Raw genomic sequence first — 19793 nt, 5'->3', positions numbered from 1 at the left:
GCACTCCTTGCGCTGAAATGAGACGATCCTGTTTCGAGTATACGGTCATTTATCGCGCCAACTTTGCACTCAATCAAGTCATCTGCAGACAAAACAGCGGGTAACGCACAATGCCGCCCCCCTGTTCATGCCCCCGCTCGTCAGCCGTCGGGCCCCTTACTCGCAGACCGAGTGCCAGTTGATGGGGCTCATCCCCTGCTGGCTCAGCAACCGGTTGGTTTCGGAGAAGTGGCCGCAGCCGATGAAGCCGCGATGAGCAGAGAGCGGGCTGGGATGCGGCGCGCTCAGCACATGATGCCGCTGCCTGTCGATGAAGCGACCCTTCTTCTGGGCATGGGCGCCCCACAGCAGGAAGACCACCCCCTGACAGCTGGCATTGATCTGCTCGATGACCCGGTCGGTGAAGGTCTCCCAGCCCAGATGGGCATGGGAGTGGGCCTGGCCCGCCTGGACCGTCAGCACGGTATTGAGCAGCAGCACCCCCTGTCTGGCCCAGGACTCCAGAAAGCCGTGACTGGGTGTGACAAAACCCGGCAGGTCCCGCTGCATCTCCTTGTAGATGTTGACCAGCGAGGGGGGCGTGCGCACCCCGGGCAACACCGAGAAGCAGAGGCCGTGTGCCTGATTGGGGCCGTGATAGGGATCCTGACCCAGGATCACCACCTTGACCTGATCCAGCTCGGTCAGCTTGAAGGCATTGAACACGTCGGTCGCCGGCGGATAGATCACCTTGCCCGCCTCCCGCTCACTCCTGACGGTCGCCAGGGTCGCCTTGAAATAGTCCTGCTCCTTCTCGGAGCCAATTACATCAGTCCAGGTCTGCACCCCAATCTCCTCATTGAATCTGTCCGGATGGACGCCCTGTTACCCCGTGCAGGGTCACACCGTCTGATGCGGGTCGGCGCGCCACCATCCTCGATGAATACGGCGGGTTTTGCGGCATGCGGCTTGGCCCATGCCGGGCCATGCGAGCCAGCACGCCGCCATCCTCGCTGAATGCGGCAGGACATGGTGCTGGGCCAGTGCTGGCATCACCATGCCCTCATTAATGCGGCAAGGGGCTCAGGATAGGGGGCCAGCCCCCGGGACGCAACCTTGGCACCCTCTTCCGAGCCCCCTCGCCCCCGAATGGCAACGGTATGACAACCTCCCGCTCACCCAGCTCTCCCGGCCACTGTGGGCAACGGGGTCACGTTGACCGTGACAATCGGCGGCTCGGCTGAGGCAGCCTTATGCCAAGGCAACCTTATATAGCTGTGTGAACAGCAGAGAGAGGGCAAACCTGGCCCCGCCACCTTCACCGCAGGCTTGGCCCTGATGCCCCCACACAGAAGATGAGGTCGGCTCATGCATGACGCAAACCTTAAAACATGTAGTTAAATTACTAGATTTAATTAATAGAAGATGCATAATTAAGATATCTTACACAATCAGAGAAATGACCTCTTTTTGATTAATCTCAATAATTTAATCCCTTCAAGCTCGCGCAAACCGCGTATTTTTTGATTTAGATCAATTTTCGTAATATTACCATCGTGGTATATATGACCCAACAAAGTAAAGGTGTAAGGCAAGGGCCCTTTAAATCATCCCGGTGGTTTAAATACATCAGGGTAATTTCCTTACAGTTGAATCCGCTTTCCTATGAGGAGTCATACCATGATCAAGGGCATCCAAATCACCCAGTCTGCCAACGCCGCTCTGCTGAACTCGTTCTGGCTGCTGGACGAAGAGAAGCAACAGGCTCGTTGCATCTGCGCCAAAGGCGACACCTTCGCCGCCGATCAGGAAGTCAGCGTCTCTGACCTGGGCCAGTTCGAATACCGTGAACTGCCGGTACAAGCCGAGCCGGCTGTCGAAGGTGGCCAGCACCTGAACGTCAACGTCCTGCGTCGCGAGACCCTGGAAGACGCCATTGCCAACCCGGAAAAGTACCCGCAGCTGACCATCCGTGTCTCCGGCTACGCCGTGCGCTTCAACGCACTGACCCCGGAACAGCAGCGTGACGTGGTGACCCGCACCTTCACCCAGAGCCTGTAAGTCGCTCTGCACCAACCGGTATCATGAAAAACGGCCCAAACGGGCCGTTTTTTTATGGCTTGAATTCACCCACCCGCGCTCGCCGCCCTTGCTCGACAGGCTGTCAGCGCACGGTGCGGGCATCGGCGGCTCAATGCTGATCCAGCTTGACGGCTTGTGGCGGCTTGCTCAACGCCTCGTGCATCTGCTGCTCATCGAGCTGATCGCAGTAACGGGCCACCACCAGGGTTGCCACCCCGTTGCCGATGAGGTTGGTCAGGGCGCGGGCCTCCGACATGAAGCGATCGATGCCGAGGATCAGCGCCAGCCCGGCCAGCGGCAGGTGGCCCACCGCCGAGATGGTGGCCGCCAGCACGATGAAGCCACTGCCGGTCACCCCGGCGGCCCCTTTCGAGGAGATGAGCAGCACCACCAGCAGGGTGATCTGCTGGAACAGATCGAGCGGGGTGTTGGTGGCCTGGGCGATGAAGATAGCCGCCATGGTCAGATAGATGGAGGTGCCGTCCAGGTTGAAGGAGTAACCGGTCGGGATCACCAGCCCCACCACCGACTTCTTGCAGCCGAGCGCCTCCATCTTCACCAGCATGCGCGGCAATACGGATTCAGAAGAGGAAGTTCCCAGCACGATCAGCAGCTCTTCCCGGATATAGGAAATAAAACGCAGGATGCTGAAGCCATTCGCTCTGGCAATACTGCCCAGCACCAGGAAAATAAACAGCAGGCAGGTCATGTAGAAGCAGGCAATTAATTGTCCGAGCTGAACCAGCGAGCCGATACCATATTTCCCAATGGTAAAGGCCATCGCACCAAATGCCCCAACCGGTGCCAGCCGCATGATCATGTTGATGATCCCGAAAATAACCTGGGAGAAGCTGTCGATGACATTGAATATCACTTTGCCCTTCTCGCCGATATGGTGCAGGGAGAAGCCGAACAGCACTGCAAATAACAGCACCTGCAGAATGTTGCCGCTGGCGAAGGCGCCGATCACGCTGCCCGGGATCACGTCCAGCAGGAAGGGGATGATGCCCTGTGCCTTGGCCTGCTCGGCATAGGCTGAGATGGCGCTGGCGTCCAGCGTGGCGGGGTCGACGTTCATGCCCGCCCCCGGTTGCAGCAGGTTGACCACGCACAGCCCGATGATGAGGGCGATGGTGCTGACCACTTCAAAATAGAGCAGCGCGATGGCGCCGGTTTTACCCACCGCTTTCATGCTCTCCATGCCGGCAATACCGGTCACCACGGTGCAGAATATAACCGGGGCGATGATCATTTTGATTAATTTAACGAAACCATCCCCCAGCGGTTTCATGTCCGCACCGAGGTCGGGATATATATGCCCCAGAATGACCCCGAGGGTGATCACTAACAACACCTGAAAATACAGGCTGCTGACTATTCTTTTCTGCATTCTTAACGTCCTGTCAATTTAATGAGATGTGTCATGGCAAAAATACGCATGCAGCAATCCGTGACGAAATAGAGTTATCTCGCCCGGTTCGTGCCGTTCCCTCATCACAACAGGGGTTACTTTCCCATGTTAAAAAAAGCAATTAATAGACATCAATCACACAACTGATTTAACAACATTAACACCACGGAAACCTGACTGTATTTATTCTGCGATTGATTTATGCTGACCAAAGAAATAAAAACAGGCCGCAAACAAAAATGCCCCGCAGTGCGGGGCATTTTTATTGGGCAAGCAAAGCCAGACTTAGATGGAAGTATCGAGCGGCTCGAAGCCCTTGATGAGATCGTCGATGGCCTTCATCTGCTTGAGGAAGCCTTCCAGCTTCTCCAGCGGCAGCGCGCTCGGACCGTCGCAACGGGCAATCTTGGGGTCCGGGTGGGATTCAATGAACAGACCGGCCAGACCGACCGCCATGCCGGCACGGGCCAGCTCGGTCACCTGCTCGCGGCGCCCACCGGAGGCAGCGCCCATGGGATCGCGGCACTGCAGGGAGTGGGTCACGTCGAAGATGACCGGATAGCCGCCGGTGCTCTTCTTCATCACGCCCAGCCCCAGCATGTCCACCACCAGGTTGTCATACCCGAAGTTGGCACCGCGTTCGCACAGGATCAGACGGTCGTTGCCGCACTCCTCGAACTTGTCGGTGATGTTCTTCATCTGGCTTGGGCTCAGGAACTGCGGCTTCTTGATGTTGATGACGTTGCCGGTGCGGGCCATGGCCTCCACCAGATCGGTCTGGCGCGCCAGGAAGGCGGGCAGCTGGATGACGTCGACCACCTCGGCCACCGGTTTGGCCTGATGGGGCTCGTGCAGATCGGAGATGACCGGCATGCCGAAGGTCGCTTTCAGCTCCTGGAAGATCTTCATCCCCTCTTCCAGACCCGGACCGCGATAGGAGTGGATGGAGGAGCGGTTGGCCTTGTCCCAGCTCGCCTTGAACACGAACGGGATACCCAGCTTGGAGGTCACTTCCACGTACTTCTCGCACACCGCCATCGCCATGTCGCGCGATTCCAGCACGTTCATGCCGCCGAACAACACGAACGGTTTGTCGTTGGCAACGTCGATGCCATTGACCTTGATATTCTTCTGTTCCATCTCAGGCTTCCTTAGGTAAAAGGGCTTGCAGGGCTTGAATCCACATCCGGCCGTGCTGCCCAAAGCTGCGCGACCTCGATACTCGTCGGTTGCATCTCCCAGGCCTTGCATGCAACGGCATGGGACTCTTCATTCGGCCAGGGCCTCGCCATGCAGCGGGGCCGTTGCCCGCCCCTCAGTGGAGGGGCTTGGGGCTCAGATCCAGCGCGGCCAGCTGGGCCTTGAGCACGTCCGCCACCGGATCGTCCGGGCACTGTTCAATAAAGTATTCAAAATCGTCGGCGGCAAAACGCGGGCAGTCGAGCTGCTCGTAGATGAAGCCGCGATCCCGCGTCTCCAGCGGGTCGCCGGGCTTCATCCGCAGCAGCAGTTCGCTGCAGCGCAGCGCCTCGGTCATCCGGTCTTCCCGCAGCAAAGCGCCCTTGCTGACGTTGAGCAGCCGCTCGATGATCTCCCACTGACCGGCAGGCTGCAGGTGATCCGAGCTGAGGGTGGCCAGATTGCCGAGGGCCCCGCGCAGCAACAGCTCGATGTGGTGCAGGCTCAGCTCGTCGCCGGTAAAGGGGTCGACATAGACCTCTCCCTCACTGCCGGCAAAGCTCACCAGGAAGTGGCCGGGGAAGCAGATCCCCTCCACATCCAGCCCGAGCTTGCGCCCCAGCTGAATGATGAGGATGCCAAGGCTGACCGGAATGCCCTGCTTGCGGGCCAGAACCTGGGCCAGATCGCAGTTGGCCACCGAGAAGTAGTCCTGCCAGTCGCCGTGAAAGCCTAAGGTCTGATAGAAGCCCTGCAGCAGCTGGCGGCGCACCTGGTCGCAATCCCCTTCCTCGATGGCCTCGTCCAACCAGGCGTCGAGCCGGGCCAGCTCCGCCGTCCCGCGGCCGCTGATGCCATGGATCTCGTCGCTCACCGACAGCGCCAGCTCGGCGATGTCATGGGCTTCGAAATCGGTCCATTCGTCTACGCGTATCATCGTCATCATCCTTAACCGAACAGGCTGGCCTGCTTGTAGACGGCCAGCTTGGCGATGAAGAAGACCCAGCCGAGGGCTCCCAGAAACGCAAACCAGCGGATGCCGTTACTGCGGGCCAGGCGCAGTGCCATCATGGCCAGAAAGGCCACCACCAGGATGGCGGTCAGCTTTTCGCTGAGCCAGGGGGTGGCGTTGTTGAGCGGGTTGAGATCCAGCACCATGCACAGCAGCACGCCGGAGAGCACCACCAGGCCGTTGAGCCAGCCGCTCAACCTGAGGGTACCGGCGCTGGCGGCGCGGCTCGAGCCGGTCTGCAGCCAATAGAAGCGCAACATGAACATCAGCACGGCCAAGCCTATCAGCAGCAAGTGCAGATGTTTGATAGCAAAATACATAACGTGTCCTTGAACAAAGGCAGGCCCGGCCTGCCCGTCATCATCACTGAGCCAGCCGCCCCAGGGTCACCCGCTCGTTATCGCCGTAATCGCGCACGGTTTCCACCTGAAGGTAGCCCTGTTGCAGCAGGAGTTGACGCACCGCCTCCCCCTGCTGCCAGCCATGCTCCAGCAACAGCCAGCCGCCCGGCAGCAGATGGGCCGGCGCGCCTGCCACGATCAGCCGGATATCCGCCAGTCCCTGCTCGTCCGCCACCAGGGCGGAGCGGGGTTCGAAGCGCACGTCCCCCTCATCGAGGTGCGGATCCGCCCCGTCGATGTAGGGCGGGTTGGAGACGATCATCGCAAAGCGCGGCGCCTTGCTTGACGAGGGCGCGACCAGCGGCTCAAACCAGCTGCCGTCGCGCACCTCGATGGGAAGGCCAAGGGCGGCGCTGTTGGCACGGGCCAGGGCTGCCGCTGCCGGCATCCTGTCCACCGCCCATACATCGGCATCGGGTCGTTCCGACTTGAGCGCCAGTGCAATGGCGCCGGTGCCGGTGCCCAGATCCAGCACGACGCAGGGGCCTGCTGGCAACCGCGCCAGCGCCTGTTCGACCAGCACCTCGGTATCGGGGCGCGGGATCAGGGTGGCCGGGCTCACCTTGAGCGGCAGCGACCAGAACTCCCGCTCACCGATCAGGTGGGCGATGGGCTCCCCCTCAAGACGGCGTTCAAGCCAGCCCTGCAGGGTCACCTGCTGGGCTGCATCGAGCTCGCGCTCCGGCCAGGTCATCAGGTAGCTGCGCCGGCACTCCAGCAGATGGCAGAGCAGCGCATCGGCATCGGCGCGTGGGGATTCCCCCCCTGCCAGGGTCGCCATGATGTGGGCGCGAGCCTGCTGGATCTGCATCAGTTGCTCTCGGCCAGGGAGGCGAGCTGATCGGCCTGGTACTCCTGGATCATCGGGCTGATGACGCAGTCCAGGTCCCCTTCCATGATCTCGCCGAGGCGATAGAGGGTGAGGTTGATGCGGTGCTCGGAGAGGCGCCCCTGCGGGTAGTTGTAGGTGCGGATACGCTCGGAGCGATCTCCCGACCCCACCAGGTTGCGGCGGGTGCTCTGCTCGGCGGCGCGGTGGCGCTCATCCTCGGCCGCCTGCAGGCGGGCGGAGAGCACCGACATCGCTTTGGCGCGGTTCTTGTGCTGGGAGCGCTCATCCTGGCACTCCACCACCAGCCCGGTGGGCAGGTGGGTGATGCGGATGGCGGAGTCCGTCTTGTTGACGTGCTGACCGCCGGCCCCGGAGGCGCGGAAGGTGTCGATCTTCAGCTCCGAGGGGTTGATCTCGATCTGCTCGGCTTCCGGCACTTCCGGCAGCACGGCGACGGTGCAGGCGGAGGTGTGCACCCGGCCCTGGGATTCGGTTTCCGGCACCCGCTGCACCCGGTGACCACCGGATTCAAATTTGAGGCGGCCGTAGACGTGCTCGCCCTCTACCTTGGCAATTACCTCCTTGTAGCCGCCATGCTCGCCGTCGTTGCAGCTGACGATGGAAACCCGCCAACCCTGGCGCTCGGCGTAGCGCGAATACATGCGGAACAGATCGCCCGCAAAGATCGCCGCCTCGTCACCACCGGCACCGGCGCGGATCTCCAGATAGCAGTTGTTGTCATCCTTGGGGTCGCGCGGCAGCAGCATCACCTGCAGCGCCTGCTCCTGCTCCTCGAAGGTCGCCTTGGCCAGTGGCAGCTCCTCCTGCGCCATCTCGCGCAGGTCGGCATCATCCTCTTCCAGCATCTGGCGGGTGGCATCCAGGTTCTCTTCGGCCTGGCGGAATTGCTGGAAAGCGTGAACGATATCTTCCAGCTGGGCATATTCCCGGGTCAGGGCGCGGTAGCGATCCTGATCCGCGGCCACGTCCGGCTCGCCGAGCATGGCCTGTACTTCTTCGTGGCGCTCGATGAGGCCTTCCAGCTTTCTGATCAGTGACGGGTTCATAAATCTTGTGTTCTCGATGGAGGACGGGACGACCGGCTGGTCGCCCCAAAACTATGACTCTTGTGACAACCCCAGCACTTGGCGCAACTGGGCCAGCTGGTGGTGATCCCCCTGGGCCGCGGCATGGCGCAGAGCCTGGGTCGGTGCGTGGATCAACTTGTTGGTGAGGCGGTGGGCCAGCGCCTTGAGCGCCTGCTCGGCATTCTCGCCCTGCTGCAGGGCCAGCAGGGCGCGCTGCAGCTCTTCGTCGGCCACCTGTTGGGACTGGTGGCGGTAATCGCGGATGAGATCCACCGAGTGCTGGCTGCGATACCAGCCCATGAAGTCGTCGCGCTCTTCCTGCACGATGAGCTCGGCCTCGGCGGCGGCCCGTTTGCGGGTCTCGAGATTCTGCTCGATGATGCCCTGCAGGTCATCCACCGTGTAGAGATAGGCGTCCGAGAGCTCGTCCACCTCCGCCTCGATGTCGCGGGGCACGGCGATGTCCACCAGGAACATGGGCTTGAAGCGGCGGGCCTTGAGCGCGCGCTCCACCATGCCCTTGCCGATGATGGGCAGGGGACTCGCGGTGGAGCTGATGACGATGTCCGCCTCGTGCAGGTAGTCCGGGATCTCTTCGAGCGTCATCACCTGGGCGCCGAACTCCTCGGCCAGCAGCTGGGCCCGCTGCAGGGTGCGGTTGGCCACCATCATCTGGGTGACGTTCTGCTCGCGCAGGTGGCGGGCCACCAGTTCGATGGTCTCGCCGGCACCGACCAGCAGCACCTTGGTCTGGGAGAGATCGGAGAAGATCCGCCGCCCCAGGCTCACCGCGGCAAAGGCCACCGACACGGCGCTGGCGCCAATCTCGGTATCGGTACGCACCCGCTTGGCCACCGAGAAGGATTTCTGGAACAGCCGCTCCAGCGATCCCTTCACCGCCTCGGACTGCTGGGCATGGGCGTAGGATTGCTTGATCTGCCCCAGGATCTGCGGCTCGCCCAGCACCAGGGAGTCGAGCCCGCAGGCCACCCGCATCAGGTGACGGACCGCCTCCTCGTCCTGATGCTGGTAGATGGCGGAGACCACCTCGGCCGCATCCAGACCGTGGAAACGCTGCAGCCACTGCAACACCTGCTCGCCCTGCCCCTGCGCCAGGCTGCAGTAAAGCTCGGTGCGATTGCAGGTCGAGACGATCACCGCCTCGCTTACACCGGGTTGGGCGACCAGCTCACGCAAGGCGCGATCGATGCAGTCCGGGCCGAAGGCGACCCGCTCCCGCAAGGCGACACTGGCGGTGTTGTGGTTGATTCCGAGGGCAAGCAAACTCATGAGTGGGCGTGGATCGTATCTGTGCGCTGGGAGTAAAGGCTGCCAATTGTACGAGAAAGGGTAAGTCTTTAAAAGCAATACGGCCGCCCCGTATACTGTGGCAAATCACCTTTTCCGGAGCATGACCTTGTTGTTGCGTCTTTTCACCCTTGGCTGCCTGCTGTTGCTGGCCGGTTGCGCCACTACCCAACCCCAGCGTGATCAGGTCAACTGGCAGCAGGAACGTACCCGTCTCGAGCAGCTCAGCCACTGGCAGCTGTCAGGCAAGATGGCCATCATCACCGCCCAGCAGAAGGGCAGCGCCCGGGTCAACTGGCAGCAGGATGGCGACGACTATCGCCTCAACCTCACCAGCCTGATCGGCACTCACATCCTCGAGCTCTCCCGCAGCAAGGGCGAGATCACCCTGATCGACAACGAGGGCAACCCGCACCAGAGCCAGGATGCCGAGGCGCTCATCTATCAGCTCACCGGCTGGAACATTCCGGTGGCCGGGCTGCCGGAATGGATCAAGGGCCTGCCGGGCCAAGCCGAATTCGAGCTCAACCCCGACCGCAGTCTGGCAAGCGTGCGGGACGGTCAGTGGCAGATCGTCTATGGCGACTACCGGGATCAGGACGGTTACCGCCTGCCGCACCTGCTCACCATGACCGGCCAGGGCAGTCGCCTCAAGCTGCAGATCAACCAGTGGACCATAACCCGCTGATGGCGGCCATCGACAAGGACTCCTCCATGAGCGTCATGCGCTGGCCGGCTCCGGCCAAACTGAATCTCTTTTTGCACGTCAACGGCCGTCGCCCGGACGGCTACCACGAGCTGCAGACCCTGTTCATCTTCCTCAACCACGGCGACTGGCTCGAGTTCGAGCCGCTCACCGATACCGACTTGCTCACCCTGAGCCCGGCCATTCCCGGCGTGCCCGACGAGCAGAACCTGATCATCCGCGCCGCCCGCCTGTTGCAGGCCAGGCTGCCAAGCCCGCAGGGAGCCCATATCCGGCTGGAGAAGGTGCTGCCCATGGGCGGCGGCATCGGCGGCGGTTCATCGGACGCGGCCACTACCCTGGTCGCCCTCAACCATCTCTGGCAGGCCGGCTTGAGTGAAGACGAGCTGGCCGAGCTCGGCGTGCAGCTGGGCGCCGACGTGCCGGTGTTCGTGCGCGGCAAGGCGGCCTTTGCCGAGGGGGTCGGTGAACGGTTGCAGCCGGTCGAGCTGCCGAGTGCCTGGTATCTGGTGCTCAAGCCCGATTGCCATGTGGCGACCGCCGCCGTGTTTCAGGATCCGGACCTGCCCAGAGATACCCCGAAAATGGCATTGCACAATCTGCTGGAAGGGGAGTGGAAAAACGATTGCGAATTGCTGGTGAAAAAGCGCCACCCCGAGGTTGCCAATGCGCTCGGCTGGTTGCTAGAATACGCGCCGTCAAGAATGACGGGCACAGGAGCCTGCGTCTTTGCTCAGTTTGAAGACGAAGTGGCTGCTCGGGAAGTGTTGGCAAAAGTGCCGAAAGGATGGGATGGGTTTGTCGCCAAGGGCGAGAACATATCACCACTCTTCGCTGCATTGCAACAAGTCAGTGATTGGGGTATCGCCAAGCGGTAAGGCAGCGGGTTTTGATCTCGCCATTCCTAGGTTCGAATCCTAGTACCCCAGCCATCTCCTGAACATCGAACAGGGTATATCGATTCACCTGCCGCAGCAGTCTTGCCGGGAGTGCACACTCCCCCTCGCCGGTTGCAGCACCCATCGTTACCCTCTCGTTGTCGGGAGGTCACTGGTCATCATGGATGACGGGGCGTCGACCAGCACGACGCTCAACCGACTTGCCGCATGCAACGTAGGCACCTGGCCTGAAAGCAGCCTATAGTGGTCTGACCCGTCAACTTGATAAATCGTTTGCCCCAAAACGATAAGGGTCTGAATAAGACTCCCCACATACTGGATGCAACCCCGAGGTTTCAAACCGTGCCTGACATGAAGCTGTTTGCTGGTAACGCAACGCCGGAACTAGCCCAGAAGATCGCAGATCGCCTGTTTATCAAACTCGGCAATGCTGCCGTAGGTCGCTTTAGCGACGGCGAGATCAGCGTACAGATCAACGAGAATGTACGTGGTGGCGATATCTTCATCATTCAATCCACCTGTGCCCCGACCAACGACAATTTGATGGAATTGATCGTGATGGTGGATGCTCTGCGTCGTGCTTCAGCTGGCCGTATTACTGCCGTTATCCCCTACTTTGGTTATGCCCGTCAGGACCGCCGCGTCCGCTCCGCCCGTGTTCCCATCACCGCCAAGGTCGTCGCCGACTTCCTCTCCAGCGTCGGTGTGGATCGCGTGCTGACCGTTGACCTGCATGCCGAACAAATCCAGGGCTTCTTCGACGTCCCGGTCGACAACGTGTTCGGCAGCCCGGTGCTGCTGGAAGACATGAAGTCCAAGAACCTCGAATCCCCCGTGGTCGTGTCGCCGGACATCGGCGGCGTGGTACGTGCCCGTGCCATCGCCAAGCTGCTGGACGATACCGACATCGCCATCATCGACAAGCGTCGTCCCCGCCCGAACGTCTCCCAGGTCATGCACCTGATCGGTGACGTGGCCGGCCGCGACTGCATCATCGTCGACGACATGATCGACACCGGCGGCACCCTGTGCAAAGCCGCAGAAGCCCTCAAGGAGCGCGGCGCCAAGCGTGTATTCGCCTACGCCACTCACCCGGTCTTCTCCGGTTCCGCCGTGGAGAACATCAAGAACTCCGTGATCGACGAACTGATCATCACCGACTCCATCCCGCTCACCGCGGAGATGAAGGCGGTCGACAAGGTCAAGCAGCTGACGCTCTCTTCCGTGCTGGCCGAAGCCATTCGCCGCATCAGCAACGAAGAGTCCATCTCTGCCATGTTTGAGCATTGATAGACCCGGTTGTGACAAAAACCGCCAGCTGGCGGTTTTTGTCTTTTTAGTCCCAGTTACACCCGGTACTGCCCTGCCCCGTCGCAGGTTAAGGATTGTTCCATGAATCGCTTGCGCCCGCTGCTGCTCCTTGCCTTCTGCAGCTTCCTGTTCGCCTGTCAGCCCGGCAATGAAGGCCAGCCCTTCGTGCTGACCCTGGCTCACATGAACGACACTCACTCCCAGTTTGACCCGGTCAACGCCGAGCTGAAGGGGCCCATCTTTGGCAAGCAGGGGGAGACCGACACCCTCTACACCCGCTTCGGCGGCTATCCGCGCCTGCTCACCATGGCGAAATCCTTCCAGGCCGATGCGCTGGCCAAGAACCAGCCGATCCTGCTGCTGCACGGCGGCGATGCCTGGCAGGGCAGCGGCTACTTCAAGCTCAACGAGGGGATGGCCAACGCCGAGCTGCTGAGCCAGTTCGGCCTCGACGCCATGGCCCTTGGCAACCACGAGTTCGATCTCGACAACCAGAAGCTCGCCCGCTTCATCCAGGGAGTCAACTTCCCGGTGCTGGCCGCCAATCTGGACACCCGCGACGATCCGGATCTGCGCCACGCCGCCAATCTCAAGCCGTTCGTCATCTACGCCTTCGACGGCAACCAGAAGAGCCCGGTCAGCGATCTCAACAACCTGCCCCAGGGCAAACAGCTGGTCGCCGTGATGGGGCTGGTGCTGGAGGACATGGCCAACATCTCCCCCAACGTCGGCAAGCTGCGCTTTGGCAACGAAATCACCTCGGCCCAGGCGACGGTGGACCTGCTGCGCCAGCACGGCATCAACCAGATCGTGGCGCTCACCCACATCGGCAACCAGCGGGATCTGGCGCTGGCGGCCAAGGTGAACGGCATCGACGCCATCGTCGGCGGCCACTCCCACAGCCTGCTCGGCGATTTTCGCAACATCGGCTGGGGCAACACCGGCGAGTACGCGGCGCTTGTCACCAACCCGGACGGGGTCGGCATGACCTGCGTGGTGCAGGCCGGCTCCTATGCCCAGGCCATCGGACTGGCTCAGGTGAGCTTCGATGCCCAGGGCCGGGTCATCGCCTGCAAGGGCCAGAACCAGCTGCTGGCCAGCCGCGACTTCTTCGCCGATCCCGCCCGCAAGCAGGCACTGGACGAGGCCCGCGGCAAGCAGGCAGCCAAGTTCATCGACGCCCAACCCAATCTGGTGACCGTGGATGAGGATCCCCGCCTGCGCGGCATCATCGACAGCCACTACAAGCCCGCCCTCGAGCAGGCCTTCGGCCCCGTCATCGCCACCCTGCCGGCCGCCCTGCAAAATGCCCGTCGCCCCGGCGACAACGGCAGCGACAGCCACGGCTCCGACGTCGCCCCGCTGGTGGCCGAGGGTCAGTACTACTGGGCCAATACCCCGGCGGTGCAGGCGCTGACCGGCGGCCCGGTCCACTTCGCCCTGCTGGCGGTGGGCGGCGTACGCGCCGATCTGCCGGCCGGCGAGCTGCGCGAAGGGGATGCGGCGCTCACCCTGCTGCCGTTCAAGAACCAGCTTTCGGTGCTCACCCTGACCGGCGCCGAGGTGCGTGCCCTGTTGACCGAAACCATCACCGCCACCCTGCCCGCCAGCGCCCACGCCGGCAAGTTCCCCTACGGTGGTCACCTGCGCTACACCTTCACCGAGACCACACCGGGCAAGCGCGGCACGCTGACCCAGCTGCAGTGGCAGGACGCTGACGGCCAGTGGCAGGATCTGGTGGATGCGACGCGCTACCGGGTGGTGATGAACGCCTACAGCGCCAACGGCAACGACGGCTGGCAGGCGCTGGCCCGCGCCCAGGCCCAGCACGCCGAGCGCCAGGATCTCGCCTGGCAGGATGGCAAATTGACGGCGTTCCCGGTCGAGCGGGTGGAGCAGAGCGGCGATCAGCTGAGCGCCCGCTACACCGCCGGCCATCAGCTTGACTGCAAGGCAAGCGGCCTGGATTGCGGCACCGACGCCGCCTCCTTCGTGCAGTATGTGCGCGAACAGCGCCCTACCCTGACGGCGCTGGCGGAAGAGACCGTCACCCTGGTGCGGGCCGCCCAATGAGTCGACTCTGCCACCGGCAAGCCACACCACGGGCCCCACGCAGGGGCCCGTTTTGCTGCCGTTGGCCACCGGTTCTCCCGCTTTTCCCCGGCACTGGCCGAGCTTTGGTTGAGTGATCGCCAGTCGGCGGCTAGAATATTGCGTCCCATTGCCCTGGGCAGTCGGCCCATTGCAAGCAGCGAGTGAAGAAATCAAGCGTGACAAGCCAAATCAAACTGATCGTGGGTCTGGGCAATCCCGGCCCGGAATATGCCAAGACCCGCCACAACGCCGGGGCCTGGTATGTGGAGCAACTGGCACGCTGGCACAACGTCAGCCTGCGCGAAGAGCCCAAGTTCTTCGGCCACACCGCCCGCATCCAGGTGGATGGCCAGGATGTGCGCCTGCTCATCCCGAACACCTACATGAACCTCTCCGGCAAGGCGGTGGCCGCGCTGGCCCGCTTCTACCAGATCGAGCCGGAAGCCATGCTGGTGGCCCACGATGAGCTGGACCTGCCCCCCGGCATCGCCAAATTCAAGCAGGGCGGCGGCCACGGTGGCCACAACGGCCTCAAGGACATCATTGCCAGGATGGGCAACAACAATAATTTCTTCCGGCTGCGACTGGGGATAGGTCACCCGGGCGCCAAGGAGCTGGTCGCCGGTTTCGTGCTGACCAAGGCCCCCAGCAGCGAACAGAGCCTGATCGACGCCGCACTGGACGAGTCCCTGCGCGCCACCGACATCCTGTTCAAGCAGGACATGACCAAGGCCATGAACCGGCTGCACAGCTTCAAGGCCGAGAAAGTCTGAATACAGATGCCTGACACGCGTCAGGGTCGAACAATATGACGGGGTCGCCCAAGAACCTGTTCATGCTCTGTAACGAGAGGTTGTCAGCAAGGTAAAGCGCAGCGCAGGAACCGGAGCGTATAGTCATACGTGAGCGCTCTTGGTTTCACATAAGCGAGCAGCACATGAGCCTTGATCACGGCCTCGCAGCAAGAGCATGGACAGGTTCTGCGGCCCTCACACAGCATCCATCAAGTAAGGTAACAATCCATGGGTTTTAAATGCGGTATCGTGGGCCTGCCCAATGTAGGCAAATCCACCCTGTTCAACGCGCTGACCAAGGCCGGCATCGAAGCCGCCAACTTCCCGTTCTGCACCATCGAGCCGAACACCGGCGTGGTACCGATGCCGGATCCCCGCCTCGATCAGCTGGCGGCCATCATCAATCCGCAGCGCGTTGTGCCGACCACCATGGAATTCGTGGACATCGCCGGCCTGGTGGCCGGTGCCTCCAAGGGTGAAGGTCTGGGCAACCAGTTCCTGGCCAACATCCGTGAAACCGAGGCCATCGGTCACGTGGTGCGCTGCTTTGACGACGAGAACATCGTCCACGTCGCCGGCAAGGTCTCCCCGGCCGACGACATCGAGGTGATCAACACCGAGCTGGCCCTCTCCGACCTGGATGCCTGCGAGCGCGCCATCAACCGCCAGTCCAAGCGCGCCAAGGGCGGCGACAAGGATGCCAAGCTGGAAGTGGAAGTGCTGGAGAAGATCAAGGTGGCGCTGGAAAACGGCCAGATGATCCGCGGCATGAAGCTGGACAAGGATGAGCTGGCCGCCGTCAGCCACCTCAACTTCCTGACCCTGAAACCCACCATGTACATCGCCAACGTGGCGGAAGATGGCTTCGAGAACAATCCCTACCTCGACAAGGTGCGCGAAATCGCCGCCGCCGAGAACGCGGTTGTGGTGGTCGTCTGCTGCGCCATAGAGGCTGACATCGCCGAGCTGGACGATGCCGACCGCGCCGAGTTCATGGCTGACCTTGGCATCGAAGAGCCGGGCCTGAACCGGGTGATCCGCTCCGGTTACGAGCTGCTCAAGCTGCAGACCTACTTCACCGCCGGTGTGAAAGAGGTGCGTGCCTGGACCATCCCGGTCGGCGCCACCGCTCCGCAGGCGGCCGGCAAGATCCACACCGACTTCGAAAAAGGCTTTATTCGTGCCCAAACCATCGCCTTTGAAGACTTTATCACCTACAAGGGTGAACAAGGTGCCAAGGAAGCGGGCAAGATGCGCGCCGAAGGGAAAGAGTACATCGTCAAAGACGGCGATATCATGAACTTCCTGTTCAACGTCTAATCCCATGAGAGGCCAGCATTTGCTGGCCTCTTTTTTAACTGGCCAAGGCTCGTATCTGCTGGCAAATGTCGTAAAAAAAACCAGATTGTTGGGCTTTTGCACGACAGCGACCAATAACTCACCAAACGCACCCAAATTCGGTTTTTCAAACAAAAAAAGGGTTGACGCCCCAGAGCCAGATACGCATAATTCGGCCCGCACAGTGACGAGGCAACGAGGCACTGGAAGCAAGGTTGGCTATGTAGCTCAGTTGGTTAGAGCATCGCACTCATAATGCGGGGGTCACAGGTTCGAATCCCGTCATAGCCACCATCTCTAGTTGGGGTATCGCCAAGCGGTAAGGCAGCGGGTTTTGATCTCGCCATCCCTAGGTTCGAATCCTAGTACCCCAGCCATTATTTCAGTTGTCGGCATTCAGATGTCGGTGACGGGTCAAGGGAAGCAGTGATGGGTGTTGAACTCGTCAATGTGCCCAGGTTCAAATCCTGGTATCCCGGCCACTGTTAAAAGATGTTTGATAGAATCTGTCAGGCATCGCTGTTGGGGCATCGCCAAGCGGTAAGGCAGCGGGTTTTGATCTCGCCATACCTAGGTTCGAATCCTAGTGCCCCAGCCATTTTTAAAAGATGTTTGATAGTCTCTGTCAGGCATCACTGTTGGGGTATCGCCAAGCGGTAAGGCAGCGGGTTTTGATCTCGCCATCCCTAGGTTCGAATCCTAGTACCCCAGCCATTATTCTGTTCTCTTCCACACCGTGGTTGACAACAAACGGCTATGTAGCTCAGTTGGTTAGAGCATCGCACTCATAATGCGGGGGTCACAGGTTCGAATCCCGTCATAGCCACCATTTTTAAAAACGTTCCTTCAATCATCTGATTGCAAAGAACACTGTTGGGGCATCGCCAAGCGGTAAGGCAGCGGGTTTTGATCTCGCCATACCTAGGTTCGAATCCTAGTGCCCCAGCCATTTTTGCTTGTATTCGACGCAAGTCGTGCACAAGACGGCTATGTAGCTCAGTTGGTTAGAGCATCGCACTCATAATGCGGGGGTCACAGGTTCGAATCCCGTCATAGCCACCATTACTCCTGCGGAAGTGGCGAAATTGGTAGACGCACCAGATTTAGGTTCTGGCGCCCTAGGCGTGAGAGTTCGAGTCTCTCCTTCCGCACCATCAAAAGCAGTACCAAACAGACCAGCTCAGGCTGGTTTTTTTGTATCCGGCGTTTGCCACTCTTCTTCCCCTCCCCATGCCATCGCACGTCTGCAATACCGCCCATGTATCAACGGCTGCGCCCTGTGCTCCCTCTACGACGGCGCTGATGCCCGGTTCCCGCTTTATTCATCCCTTTTCATGTCAGAGCATTGCGGGCAATAAAAAGGCGGCCCGCAGGCCGCCATGTCGTTTGCTGTCGTCAGAACGGGAAGAACCAGGGAATGGCGATGACGCTCACCACCATCACCAGCAAGGTGAAGGGCACGCCGATGCGCACAAAATCCACGAACCGGTAGTTGCCGGGGCCCAGCACCAGGGTGTTGACCGGCGAGGAGACCGGCGTCATGAAGGCCGCCGAGGCGGCGATGGCGATGGTCATGGCGAACGGATAGGGGGAGATCCCCATCTGCTGCGCCGTGCCCAGCGCAATCGGCGCCATCAGTACCGCCGTCGCGGTGTTGGAGATGAACAGCCCAATGATGGCGCACAGGGCGAACAGACTGGCCAGCATCACCCGTGGCCCCATCTCCCCTACCGCCGAGATCAGCGCGCCGACGATGAGATCCACCCCGCCGGTCTTTTGCAGCGCCAGCGCAAAGGGCAGCATGCCGACGATGAGGATCAGGGTCGGCCAGTGGATGGACTTGTAGGCGCTCTCCATGTCGATGCAGCGGAATTTGCCCATCAGCAGGCAGGCGATCAGCGCCGCGATCACGTTGGGCACCGGATCTGTCACCATCAGGGCGATCATCACCCCGAGGCAGATGAGGGCGTGAATGGCTTGACTGCGGGCCGGCGCCATCTCGTCCACCTCGGCCGGCAGCCCCAGCAGCAGGAAGTCGCGGCTGTGAGTCTGCAGCAGGCGGATCAGGCTCCAGTTGCCCACCACCAGCAGGGTGTCCCCCAGTTGCAGCGCCTCGTCCACCAGCTTGCCGCCAAGCGCCTCGCCGGCGCGGCGGATCCCCACCACGTTGAGGCCGTAGTGGGAACGAAACGCCACCTCGCGGATGCTCTTGCCGAGCAGACGGGATTCCGGGATGAGCGACACCTCTGCCATGCCCACCTCGCGCGCCTGATCAGAAAAATATTCGCCGCGCAGGATCATGGGCTCGAGTCGCGCCTCGCTGCAGAACTCGCGCACGTCCACCTCGGGGTCGGACATGTCGATGAGCAGCACGTCCTTGGCCTGGAACTCGGTCACCCCGGAGACGGTGACCATCACCCGCCGAAACTTGCGCCAGCGCTCCACTCCGATGACGTTGGCCCCGTAGCGGGCTCGCAGTTGCAGCTCGTCCAGAGTCTGGCCGATCAGCGGTGAATCGGGCCGGATCGCCAGCCGGCGCGCCCGGCCGGCCAGCCGGTAGTCGCGAATGAGATCGCGCATGGTGCTGCGCCCGATCTGCTTGCTCTTGCCCTCCTCCCCGTCACGCACCAGGGAGGTGCGCATCAGCAGCATGTAGAGGATCCCCATCCCCAGGATGATGACCCCCATGGGGGTGAAGCCGAAGAAGCCGAAGCCGTGGATGTTATGGCGCATCAGCTCGCTGTTGACCACCATGTTGGGCGGCGTCGCCACCAGCGTCATCATGCCGCTGATGAGGCCGGCAAAGCCGAGCGGCATCATCAGCCGGCCGGCCGGGATCCCCATCCGGTTCGCCACGCTCAGCACCACAGGGATGAAGATGGCCACCACCCCGGTACTGCTCATCACCGCCCCCAGCAGGGCGACCGCCACCATCAGCAGCACCAGCAATCGGGTCTCGCTGCTGCCGGCCACCTTCACCAGCGCATCCCCCACCTGATAGGCGATGCCGGTGCGCACCAACCCCTCCCCCACCACGAACAGGGCGGCAATCAGGATGACGTTGGGATCGCTGAACCCCGCCAGCGCCTCCGGCAGGGTCAGGGTGCCGCTCAGCACGAACAATATGATGATCAGCAAGGCAACCACGTCCATGCGGACCTTGTTGCTCACAAACAGATAAATGGCGCCCACCAGCATGCAGAGGACCCAGACCAACTCGGAATTCACACTTGCTCCTTTTGTTCAGCTCCACCCCGGCCGGAGCGGATTCCATCAGACCACAGCTCATTTCTCCCCGATTTGTTACATATCAATAAAGGGGCAGGGCATCATCGCATATCAGGGCGCCATCGGGGGCC

Annotated in this window: 16 protein-coding genes and 9 tRNA genes; 16 read left to right on the top strand and 9 right to left on the bottom strand. The window is 61.4% G+C overall.

Annotated elements, in window-relative coordinates:
• Nucleotides 1-156: 156 nt before the first annotated feature.
• Complete coding sequence (ung, locus tag PG881_RS01530; protein WP_016351600.1) at nucleotides 157-825, bottom strand: uracil-DNA glycosylase; 669 nt, start codon at nucleotides 823-825, stop codon at nucleotides 157-159.
• Between the two features lie 834 nt (nucleotides 826-1659).
• Here ung and grcA point away from each other — a divergent pair.
• Nucleotides 1660-2040 (top strand): autonomous glycyl radical cofactor GrcA, encoded by a 381-nt coding sequence (gene grcA / locus PG881_RS01525; protein ID WP_011706929.1) that lies wholly within the window; start codon nucleotides 1660-1662, stop codon nucleotides 2038-2040.
• Nucleotides 2041-2170: 130 nt separating this feature from the next.
• Here the strand turns inward: grcA and PG881_RS01520 are convergent, their stop codons facing one another.
• The 7 genes from PG881_RS01520 to hemA form a co-directional block, all read right to left on the bottom strand.
• On the bottom strand, nucleotides 2171-3451 hold the full coding sequence (locus PG881_RS01520) for a dicarboxylate/amino acid:cation symporter (protein ID WP_270797831.1): 1281 nt from the start codon (nucleotides 3449-3451) through the stop codon (nucleotides 2171-2173).
• Between the two features lie 306 nt (nucleotides 3452-3757).
• On the bottom strand, nucleotides 3758-4612 hold the full coding sequence (gene kdsA, locus PG881_RS01515) for a 3-deoxy-8-phosphooctulonate synthase (RefSeq protein WP_011706931.1): 855 nt from the start codon (nucleotides 4610-4612) through the stop codon (nucleotides 3758-3760).
• A gap of 175 nt (nucleotides 4613-4787) precedes the next feature.
• Nucleotides 4788-5588: a SirB1 family protein gene (locus PG881_RS01510; protein ID WP_010633228.1), complete on the bottom strand. Its 801-nt coding sequence runs from the start codon at nucleotides 5586-5588 to the stop codon at nucleotides 4788-4790.
• 11 nt (nucleotides 5589-5599) lie between these two features.
• Entirely contained in the window at nucleotides 5600-5983 is a 384-nt protein-coding gene (locus tag PG881_RS01505) for a SirB2 family protein (protein WP_224480950.1), read from the bottom strand.
• A 43-nt stretch (nucleotides 5984-6026) separates the two neighbouring features.
• The gene (gene prmC, locus PG881_RS01500; RefSeq protein WP_270797830.1) at nucleotides 6027-6875 is read right to left on the bottom strand and encodes a peptide chain release factor N(5)-glutamine methyltransferase; all 849 of its coding nucleotides are present in this window, start codon (nucleotides 6873-6875) and stop codon (nucleotides 6027-6029) included.
• Complete coding sequence (gene prfA, locus PG881_RS01495; protein ID WP_011706935.1) at nucleotides 6875-7963, bottom strand: peptide chain release factor 1; 1089 nt, start codon at nucleotides 7961-7963, stop codon at nucleotides 6875-6877. The genes prmC and prfA overlap by 1 nt, the downstream gene beginning before the upstream one ends.
• A 51-nt stretch (nucleotides 7964-8014) precedes the next feature.
• Nucleotides 8015-9274 (bottom strand): glutamyl-tRNA reductase, encoded by a 1260-nt coding sequence (hemA, locus tag PG881_RS01490; protein ID WP_016351604.1) that lies wholly within the window; start codon nucleotides 9272-9274, stop codon nucleotides 8015-8017.
• A 121-nt stretch (nucleotides 9275-9395) separates the two neighbouring features.
• Here hemA and lolB point away from each other — a divergent pair, with 121 nt between their 5' ends.
• The 15 genes from lolB to PG881_RS01415 all read left to right on the top strand — a co-directional run bounded on the left by lolB (nucleotide 9396) and on the right by PG881_RS01415 (nucleotide 17588).
• The gene (gene lolB / locus PG881_RS01485) at nucleotides 9396-9980 is read left to right on the top strand and encodes a lipoprotein insertase outer membrane protein LolB (protein ID WP_011706937.1); all 585 of its coding nucleotides are present in this window, start codon (nucleotides 9396-9398) and stop codon (nucleotides 9978-9980) included.
• A 26-nt stretch (nucleotides 9981-10006) separates the two neighbouring features.
• The gene (gene ispE / locus PG881_RS01480; protein ID WP_270797863.1) at nucleotides 10007-10876 is read left to right on the top strand and encodes a 4-(cytidine 5'-diphospho)-2-C-methyl-D-erythritol kinase; all 870 of its coding nucleotides are present in this window, start codon (nucleotides 10007-10009) and stop codon (nucleotides 10874-10876) included.
• Nucleotides 10856-10930, top strand: a tRNA-Gln gene (locus tag PG881_RS01475). The genes ispE and PG881_RS01475 overlap by 21 nt, the downstream gene beginning before the upstream one ends.
• Before the next feature lie 309 nt (nucleotides 10931-11239).
• On the top strand, nucleotides 11240-12187 hold the full coding sequence (locus PG881_RS01470) for a ribose-phosphate pyrophosphokinase (RefSeq protein ID WP_005298464.1): 948 nt from the start codon (nucleotides 11240-11242) through the stop codon (nucleotides 12185-12187).
• Between the two features lie 102 nt (nucleotides 12188-12289).
• The gene (locus PG881_RS01465; RefSeq protein ID WP_270797829.1) at nucleotides 12290-14281 is read left to right on the top strand and encodes a bifunctional metallophosphatase/5'-nucleotidase; all 1992 of its coding nucleotides are present in this window, start codon (nucleotides 12290-12292) and stop codon (nucleotides 14279-14281) included.
• Between the two features lie 197 nt (nucleotides 14282-14478).
• On the top strand, nucleotides 14479-15075 hold the full coding sequence (pth, locus tag PG881_RS01460) for an aminoacyl-tRNA hydrolase (RefSeq protein ID WP_005298460.1): 597 nt from the start codon (nucleotides 14479-14481) through the stop codon (nucleotides 15073-15075).
• 249 nt (nucleotides 15076-15324) lie between these two features.
• Entirely contained in the window at nucleotides 15325-16416 is a 1092-nt protein-coding gene (ychF, locus tag PG881_RS01455) for a redox-regulated ATPase YchF (protein WP_016351608.1), read from the top strand.
• A gap of 235 nt (nucleotides 16417-16651) precedes the next feature.
• Nucleotides 16652-16728: transfer RNA gene (locus PG881_RS01450), tRNA-Met, on the top strand.
• An 8-nt stretch (nucleotides 16729-16736) separates the two neighbouring features.
• Nucleotides 16737-16811, top strand: a tRNA-Gln gene (locus PG881_RS01445).
• A gap of 146 nt (nucleotides 16812-16957) precedes the next feature.
• Nucleotides 16958-17032 (top strand) — tRNA-Gln (locus tag PG881_RS01440).
• Nucleotides 17033-17073: 41 nt separating this feature from the next.
• Nucleotides 17074-17148 (top strand) — tRNA-Gln (locus tag PG881_RS01435).
• Between the two features lie 38 nt (nucleotides 17149-17186).
• Nucleotides 17187-17263 (top strand) — tRNA-Met (locus PG881_RS01430).
• A gap of 45 nt (nucleotides 17264-17308) precedes the next feature.
• Nucleotides 17309-17383: transfer RNA gene (locus PG881_RS01425), tRNA-Gln, on the top strand.
• Nucleotides 17384-17419: 36 nt separating this feature from the next.
• Nucleotides 17420-17496: transfer RNA gene (locus PG881_RS01420), tRNA-Met, on the top strand.
• Between the two features lie 8 nt (nucleotides 17497-17504).
• Nucleotides 17505-17588: transfer RNA gene (locus tag PG881_RS01415), tRNA-Leu, on the top strand.
• 241 nt (nucleotides 17589-17829) lie between these two features.
• On the opposite strand, the gene PG881_RS01410 is transcribed toward PG881_RS01415, so the two are convergent.
• Nucleotides 17830-19662 carry an SLC13 family permease gene (locus PG881_RS01410; protein WP_011706943.1) on the bottom strand — a complete coding sequence of 611 codons (1833 nt, stop codon included), beginning with the start codon at nucleotides 19660-19662 and terminating at the stop codon, nucleotides 17830-17832.
• Between the last annotated feature and the right edge of the window lie 131 nt (nucleotides 19663-19793).

The sequence above is a fragment of the Aeromonas sp. QDB54 genome (genome assembly GCF_027707385.1).
Classification (GTDB): domain Bacteria; phylum Pseudomonadota; class Gammaproteobacteria; order Enterobacterales; family Aeromonadaceae; genus Aeromonas; species Aeromonas hydrophila.
The sequence above is the reverse complement of the archived record's forward strand: the minus strand, read 5'-3'. Positions and strand labels throughout refer to the sequence as shown.

Bases quoted from the DNA above. Each gene is read 5' to 3' on its own strand.
- grcA (WP_011706929.1), top strand. From the start codon at position 1,660: ATGATCAAGGGCATCCAAATCACCCAGTCTGCCAACGCCGCTCTGCTG.
- PG881_RS01520 (WP_270797831.1), bottom strand. From the start codon at position 3,451: ATGCAGAAAAGAATAGTCAGCAGCCTGTATTTTCAGGTGTTGTTAGTG.
- kdsA (WP_011706931.1), bottom strand. From the start codon at position 4,612: ATGGAACAGAAGAATATCAAGGTCAATGGCATCGACGTTGCCAACGAC.
- PG881_RS01510 (WP_010633228.1), bottom strand. From the start codon at position 5,588: ATGATACGCGTAGACGAATGGACCGATTTCGAAGCCCATGACATCGCC.
- PG881_RS01505 (WP_224480950.1), bottom strand. From the start codon at position 5,983: ATGTATTTTGCTATCAAACATCTGCACTTGCTGCTGATAGGCTTGGCC.
- prmC (WP_270797830.1), bottom strand. From the start codon at position 6,875: ATGCAGATCCAGCAGGCTCGCGCCCACATCATGGCGACCCTGGCAGGG.
- prfA (WP_011706935.1), bottom strand. From the start codon at position 7,963: ATGAACCCGTCACTGATCAGAAAGCTGGAAGGCCTCATCGAGCGCCAC.
- hemA (WP_016351604.1), bottom strand. From the start codon at position 9,274: ATGAGTTTGCTTGCCCTCGGAATCAACCACAACACCGCCAGTGTCGCC.
- lolB (WP_011706937.1), top strand. From the start codon at position 9,396: ATGACCTTGTTGTTGCGTCTTTTCACCCTTGGCTGCCTGCTGTTGCTG.
- ispE (WP_270797863.1), top strand. From the start codon at position 10,007: ATGAGCGTCATGCGCTGGCCGGCTCCGGCCAAACTGAATCTCTTTTTG.
- PG881_RS01465 (WP_270797829.1), top strand. From the start codon at position 12,290: ATGAATCGCTTGCGCCCGCTGCTGCTCCTTGCCTTCTGCAGCTTCCTG.
- ychF (WP_016351608.1), top strand. From the start codon at position 15,325: ATGGGTTTTAAATGCGGTATCGTGGGCCTGCCCAATGTAGGCAAATCC.